Origin of the sequence: Streptosporangium sp. NPDC002524 (assembly GCF_040295985.1) — a bacterium.
Lineage (GTDB): Bacteria > Actinomycetota > Actinomycetes > Streptosporangiales > Streptosporangiaceae > Streptosporangium.
This window is the reverse complement of the sequence record NZ_JBEOWK010000019.1, coordinates 170,360-177,110: the sequence shown is the minus strand read 5'-3', so window position 1 is coordinate 177,110 and position 6,751 is coordinate 170,360. Positions and strand designations below refer to the sequence as shown.

Annotated in this window: 6 protein-coding genes; all 6 read right to left on the bottom strand. The window is 72.9% G+C overall.

Annotated features, from left to right (window positions below):
• The coding region (locus ABT053_RS30080; RefSeq protein ID WP_502991892.1) for an MBL fold metallo-hydrolase at positions 1-273 on the bottom strand (273 nt) is incomplete at its 3' end.
• A gap of 27 nt (positions 274-300) precedes the next feature.
• The gene (locus tag ABT053_RS30075) at positions 301-1,095 is read right to left on the bottom strand and encodes an alpha/beta hydrolase (protein ID WP_350973454.1); all 795 of its coding nucleotides are present in this window, start codon (positions 1,093-1,095) and stop codon (positions 301-303) included.
• Between the two features lie 193 nt (positions 1,096-1,288).
• Positions 1,289-2,110, bottom strand: a complete 822-nt coding sequence (locus ABT053_RS30070; RefSeq protein ID WP_350973453.1) for an alpha/beta fold hydrolase — start codon at positions 2,108-2,110, stop codon at positions 1,289-1,291.
• Positions 2,111-2,197: 87 nt separating this feature from the next.
• Positions 2,198-3,496, bottom strand: coding sequence for an MFS transporter (locus ABT053_RS30065; RefSeq protein ID WP_350973451.1), 1,299 nt, complete (start codon positions 3,494-3,496; stop codon positions 2,198-2,200).
• A 92-nt stretch (positions 3,497-3,588) separates the two neighbouring features.
• Positions 3,589-4,269 (bottom strand): alpha/beta fold hydrolase, encoded by a 681-nt coding sequence (locus ABT053_RS30060; protein ID WP_350973450.1) that lies wholly within the window; start codon positions 4,267-4,269, stop codon positions 3,589-3,591.
• Between the two features lie 209 nt (positions 4,270-4,478).
• Positions 4,479-6,710: an ATP-binding protein gene (locus tag ABT053_RS30055; RefSeq protein WP_350973448.1), complete on the bottom strand. Its 2,232-nt coding sequence runs from the start codon at positions 6,708-6,710 to the stop codon at positions 4,479-4,481.
• Positions 6,711-6,751 lie beyond the last annotated feature (41 nt).

Genomic DNA, 6,751 nt, shown 5'->3' with positions numbered 1-6,751 from the left:
GGTCGTCACGATCGCGCCGGCCTCCGGCAGCAGGGCGCGTCCGGCGTCGTCGAGGTTGTCGCCGTGGTGGGTGTGGGAGAGCAGGATGGCGTCGAGGGGTGGCAGGTCGGTGGCCGCGACGGCGGGGCCGGTGAGCTTGCGGGAGGAGGTCCCCCAGCCGAACGCGTAGGTCCGGCCGGGGGGATCGAAGGTCGGGTCCGTCAGCAGCCGCCAGCCGTCGAACTCGATGAGGACGGTGGGGCCGCCGATGTGGGTGAACCTGACGTCCGACATGGAACGCGCTCCTCTTCCGGGGGTGTGTCAGCTGTGCTGGAGGGCCCAGGCCAGGGCGTGGTCGGCGATCTCCTCCCAGCCCTCCTGGGCGGGCATCAGGTGGGAGCGTCCGGGATACTCGACGACCTCGGTGATGGTCTTCGCCGACTTGTAGTGCTTGGCGTTGGAGTGCTGGATCTTGGGGGGCATGAGGTTGTCGTTCTCACCGGCGACGAACAGCAGGGGTTTGCGCTGGTCGTTGTGGTAGTCGACCCAGTTGTCGTCCTTGCCGGGGTGGATGTTGGCCAGGGCGCTGCCCCAGAAGATGGAGCCGGAGGCGGGGATGTGGTAGCGCTCGTAGGCGGCGCGGGCCTGGTCCTCGGGGAAGGTGTTGGTGAAGGCGTACCTCCACTGTTCGTAGGTGAAACCGACCGCCTTGTGCCGGTTGGCGGGGTTCTTCAGCACGGGGAAGGTGGCGCGGATCTGTGACAGCGGGATGACCTGGACGCCCTCGGTGGGGGCGGAGTTGATCGCCACCCCGGCGGCGCCGTGGCCGTGGTCGAGCAGGATCTGGGTGAACACGCCGCCGGCGGAGTGGCCGATGAGGATCGGCGGGGTGTCCAGGCCCTTGATCAGGGTTTCCAGCGACTCGATGATCTGCGGGACGGTGACCCGCTCGATCGGGGCGGGGTCGGCGTTGAGCGCCTCGACCTCGACCTCGAAACCGGGGTAGGCGGGCGCGAGGACCGTGTAGCCCTGGGCCTGGTAGCGGGCGATCCAGTGCTCCCAGCTGCGGGGCGTCACCCAGAAGCCGTGGATGAGGACGATCGTGTCGGGTTTCATGAGGGGATTCCTTACCGGGGTGGCGTGACAGGTAGACAGGGCAGCCGCGACGGCGGCCGAGGGCACATCGTGACGACGAGGGGCGAGCGGACCTCACCGGCCTCGCGGACCTCCCGCCCGCGCGGGAAGGTCACGCAAACGCCCCTCGAGGTCTCGAGGTCTCGAGGTCTCGAGGCTTTCAGACCTACGGCTTTCAGGCCTTGAGGAAGGCGAGCAGGTCGGCGTTGAACTCGCGCTCGAAGGCACCGGCCAGCCCGTGCGGGGCGCCCTCGTAGATCTTGAGCGTGGAGCCCTTGACCAGCCTGGCGCTCTCCAGCGCCGAGGCGACGACGGGCACGATCTGGTCGTCGTCGCCGTGCGCGATCAGGGTGGGGACGTCGAAGCGCCTGAGGTCCTCGGTGAAGTCGGTCTCGGAGAAGGCCCTGACGCAGTCGAGCGCGCCCTTGAGGCCGACCTGCATGCTCCATCGCCAGAACGCGTCGACGACGCCCTGCGACACCTGGGCGCCGGGCCGGTCGTAGCCGTAGAAGGGTACGGCCAGCTCCCTGTAGAACTGCGAGCGGTCGGCTTCGACGCCGCCCCGGATGGTGTCGAAGACCTCGATCGGCAACCCGTTGGGGTTGGCCTCGGTCCTGAGCATCAGCGGCGGCACCGCGCCCAGCAACACGGCCCCGCTCACCCGGGAGGTGCCGTGGCGGCCGATGTAGCGGGTCACCTCGCCGCCCCCGGTGGAGTGCCCGACCAGGATCGCGTCGCGCAGGTCGAGCGCGTCCAGGAGGGCGGCCAGGTCGTCGGCGTAGGTGTCCATGTCGTTGCCGTGCCAGGGCTGGCCGGAGCGGCCGTGTCCGCGGCGGTCGTGCGCCACGGCGCGGAAGCCGTGGGAGGCGACCAGGTTGAGCTGGTTGTCCCAGGCGTCGGCGTTCAGCGGCCAGCCGTGGCTGAAGACGACGGGCCGGCCGCCGCCCCAGTTCTTGTAGAAGATCTGCGTGCCGTCGGCGGCGCTCACGTAGGGCATCTCGCGGCCTTTCGGATCGGTGGGAGTCGGTGGCGGATCGGTGGCGACGGGCTTGACGCTAGATCCGCGGACCCCGGCGGCAATCGGTCAGATGACTGCACCTGTACGGACCGGCGGGCCGCTCACGGTCTCGGTCAGGCTCCGGTGGCGGGTCTCCGGGGCGAACAGGATCGCGGTGAAGGCGATCATCGAGCAGACCGCCACCAGCAGGGCGATGGGCCAGGACCCGCCGCCGGAGCCCGCGACCAGGGCGGCCGCCACGAGCGGGGCGGGGCCGCTGACCAGCGCGGCCGTCCACTCGCGGGCGATCGCGACGCCGCTGTAGCGATGGCGGGTGTCGAACAGCTCGGTCAGCAGCGAGGCCAGCACGGCGAACATCCCGGCGACGCAGACGCCGTACCCCAGCGTGACCGCGAGGATCACCAGCTCGGGGCGGCCCGTGTCGACCAGCCAGAACATCGGGAAGGCGAACACGGCGAGCAGCAGCGAGGTGCCGAGGAAGACGGGACGGCGGCCGACGCGGTCGGCCAGCAGCCCGAACAGCGGCGTGACCGCGATCGCCACCGCGGAGGAGAGCAGTTTGGCGACCAGCCCCACCGTGGCCGGCAGGCCGAGAGTCCTGGTCACGTACGACAACACGAAAACACTCAGGATGTAGGCGATCGCGCCGAAGGGGGCGTTGGCCACGAAGGCGATCAGCAGGATCCGCGGCTGCCTCCTGGCGACCTCCAGCGCAGGGAAACGGCTCACGCCCCGCGCGCGCTCGCGCTCGAAGAGCTCCGACTCCCGCACCCGGAACCTGAGGAACAGCCCCACGCCCACGCCCACGAGGCTGAACAGGAACGGCAGCCGCCACCCCCAGGTCTCGAACGACGGCAGCGCCGTGGCCGCGGTGAAGACCAGCGTGGCGGTCAGTATCCCGATCTGGACGCCCACCCCGGGAAGCGAGGCCCACAGGCCCCTCCTGCGGGGGTCGCTGGTCTCGGCCATCATGACCAGGGCGCCCGCGTACTCGGCTCCCGCGCCGAACCCCTGCGCCAGCCGGAGCAGCACCAGCAGGACGGGCGCCGCCAGGCCCACCTGGTCGTAGGTGGGCAGCAGCCCGATGCCGGTCGTGGACAGCCCCATCAGCAGCAGCGTCACGACCAGCATGGGTTTGCGCCCGGCGCGGTCGCCGAAGTGGGCGAACACCACACCGCCGATCGGGCGGGCCAGGAACCCGACCGCGAACGCGGCGAAGGAGCCGAGGGTGCCCGCGAGGGGCATGCCGGCCGGGAAGAACTGTTCGTCGAAGACGATCGCCGCCCCGAGGCCGAAGAGGGCGTGGTCGTAGAACTCGAGCGCGGTGCCGATGACAGCTGCCTTGGTCACCGGTCTGCTTGTCATGTCTGCCTCCTGTTGTCAGGGCCGGGCGCTCGGGCCGGGAAGCGTCCGGCCGGGGGGTGAGCGGTGTCCGCCCCCCGTGAGGGCGGACGTCGTCAGGCGGCGGCCTCGCGGATGAGGTCGGCGACCGCGGCGGGCTGGGAGATGTGGACGGCGTGGCTGCCGATGACCTCGACGACCCTCGCTCCGGCGCGCTCGGCCATCACGCGCTGGGCGGGCGGCGGGATCATCCGGTCCTCGGTCGCGACGAGGTACCAGCTGGGCCTGTGCCGCCAGGCCGGTTCGGTGACCGGCCCGGAGAGGGCGTCCACCCCCCACGGGACCTGGGAGTCCGCCATGAACGCGGCCACCCGGCCGGGCAGGTCGGCGGCGAACGCGGCGGCGAACCCGTCGCGGTCGAGGAGGAGGAAGCCCTCCACGGGAGGAAGGAGGGGCGGCACCGGCGCGCCGGGCGGCGAGGCGGCGATGAGGGCGCCGGCCGATTCGCCCCTGTCGGGGGCGAACGCGGCGACGTACACCAGTGACGCGACGTTGGGATGGACGCCGGCCTCGCTGATGACGACCCCGCCGTAGGAGTGGCCGACCAGGACGGCCGGGCCGTCGAGGCCGTCCAGGATCCGGCGGGTCACCGCGACGTCGTCCGGCAGCGACAGCGTGGGGTTCTGCGCGACGTGGACGCGGAACCCGTTCCCGGTCAGCTCGTCGTGGACGTCCCGCCAGCCGGATCCGTCCACGAAACCACCGTGGACGAGCACGACGTTCCCGACGGTGGTCATAGCCGCTCCTGAGCTGGGTGGACGGGCCCGGCAGTCCGTCCCGGTGCACTCCATCAAAGGCGCGCGCGCACGGCCCGGCCACGCAGAACAGCACGCAGAAGTGGCACCGCAGCGGCACCGCAGTGGCACGGCAGTGGCACGGCAGTGGCGCAGAAGTGGCGCGGCAGTGGCGCAGAAGTGGCGCGGGAGCCGTCAGGGTGCGGGAGCCGTCAGGGCGTGACGTCCGCCAGGGCGCGGCAGCGGCCGCTCGCCTCGGCGTCGCCGACGGCCTCATACACCTCGGCCGCCCGCGCGTAGGCACGGCGGCTCTCGCCGGTCCGTTCCTCGCCGGCCAGCAGGGCCGCCAGCGTCTCCAGGGTGCGGGCCTGCGGGGCGGGCATCTGAGCCCGTTCCATGAGGCCGATCGCCTCGGTGAGCTTGACGATCGCCTCGGCCCGGTGGCCGAGCAGTCCCAGGCACTCGCCGACGCGGGCCAGCGCGATCGGCCGGGTGAACGCCGCGACGCCCGGCGTCACCCCCGACCGGTCGTCCTCCAGCAGGGCCCACAGGGCGAGGTAGCGCTCCAGCGCCTCGGCGTGCTGCCCGGCGTCGCGAAGACAGGTGCCGAGGGCGCCGAGACAGTGGCAGTACCGGTCGATGTCGCCTTCGGCCTTGAAGATCTCCGCCGCCCGGGTCTCCGACGCTATGGCCTCGTCGAGCCGTCCGAGCCGTCGAAGCGCGCCGCCCGCCTGGTGGTGGGCCAGAGCGACCTGCGCGGTGGCGCCGCTGCGCGTGGCCAGGTCCATCGCCTGGGCCGTGTGGCGCAGCGTGGCCTCCAGCTCCTCTCGCGGCACCAGGTGGACCCACGCCAGCAGGTTCAGCTGCCCGGCCTGGCGGGCCGGGTCGTCCAGGGCGGCGGCGGCCTCGGCGCCGAGGGTGAAGACCTCGTGCCAGTGCGGGGCGTGCATCCACCGGTCGGAGAACCAGTGCATCGACTCGGCGCAGTCGAGGACGGCGGCGAACCGGCCGGTGCCCGCCCCGTGGCGCAACGCGCCCAGCCAGTTGTCCACGTTCGCGCGCAGCCAGTGGTCGGCCTCCTCCGGGGAGGACAGGGCGGCGAGGCCGGGGCCGGACCGGTCGGAGGGGCCGTACGCGGGCTCGAACCAGCGCCCGGCGGTGGTGGCCGTCCGCAGCAGCCACGACGTCATCGTCACGGTGAGCGCGTCGCGTTCGGCCTCGGGTTCCTCCTCCCGGAGCCGGTCGCGGGCGAACAGCCGGACCAGGTCGTGGAAGCGGTGGCGTCCCGGCGCGCTGTCCTGCAGCAGGCCGAGGTCGACGAGCTCGTCGAGGGCGTCCCAGGCCCCCTCGATCGACGTGCCGCCCACCACGGCGGCGAGTGCGGCGTCGAAGGTGCGGCCCGGCACCAGGGCGAGCCGGCGGAAGACCCGCCGCGTCGAGTCGGCCAGCTGCTCGTACGACAGCCCGAACGCGGTGGCGATCCTGAGATCGCCGGCGCTGAGCTGGTCCAGGCGGCGCTCCTCGTTCGTCAGCCGGGCGGCGAGGTCGGCGGCGTTCCAGCCGGGCCGGCTGACCAGCCGGTTTCCGGCGATCCGGAGCGCGAGGGGCAGTCCGCCGCACATCTGCGCGAGCTGCCGGACGGCCGGTCCGTCGTCGGAGGTGCCGCGGTCCTTCAGGATCCCGGCCAGCAGGCCGGCGGCCTCCAGCGGGGGCAGGGGCCCGAGGCCGAGCCTGCGCACTCCCTCCAGGCCGGCCAGCAGCCGGCGGCTGGTCACCAGCGCCTTGCCCGCGCCCCCGCCGGGCAGCAGCGGCCGGACCTGCTCCTCGGAGGCGGCGTTGTCGAGGACGATCAGCACGCGCCGGGCGCGCAGCAGGGACCGGTACAGGGACGCGCGCCCGGCGACGTCGCCGGGGATCCGCTGGTCCGTGACGCCGAGCGCGCGAAGCAGCGTGCCCAGGGCCTCGTCGGCGGGCAGGGGCCGGGAGGACATGCCGAACAGGTCGAGGAAGAACACCCCGTCGGGGAAGTCCGGCCGCAGGGCGTGGGCGGCGCGGACGGTCAGCGTGGTCTTGCCCAGCCCGGCGGAGCCGGTGACGAGCCGCACGTCCGCGGCGCCCGGCGCGTCCTCGGCGCGCACCAGCTCACCGATCCAGGCCAGTTCCGCGGTCCGGCCGGTGAAGTCGTCGACGGAGCGCGGCAGCTCGCACAGCCCGGTCGGGCGGGCCCAGTGGTCGCGCAGACGGCCCTCGCGCGCCAGCTCGACGAGCTGCCTGCGGTCGGGACCGGTCAGGCCGAGGGCGTCGGCCAGCGCGGTGACGGTCCGGTGCTGGGGACCCCTGCTGTGCCCGCGTTCCATGTCCGACAGGGTCCGGGCGCTGACTCCCGAGGCTTCGGCGAGCCGCTCCAGCGTCAGGCGTGCCGCGTGCCGATGGCGACGCAGCACCTCCGCGAAGCCGGCCGGGGTGGTGATCGGGCGCTCCTTCT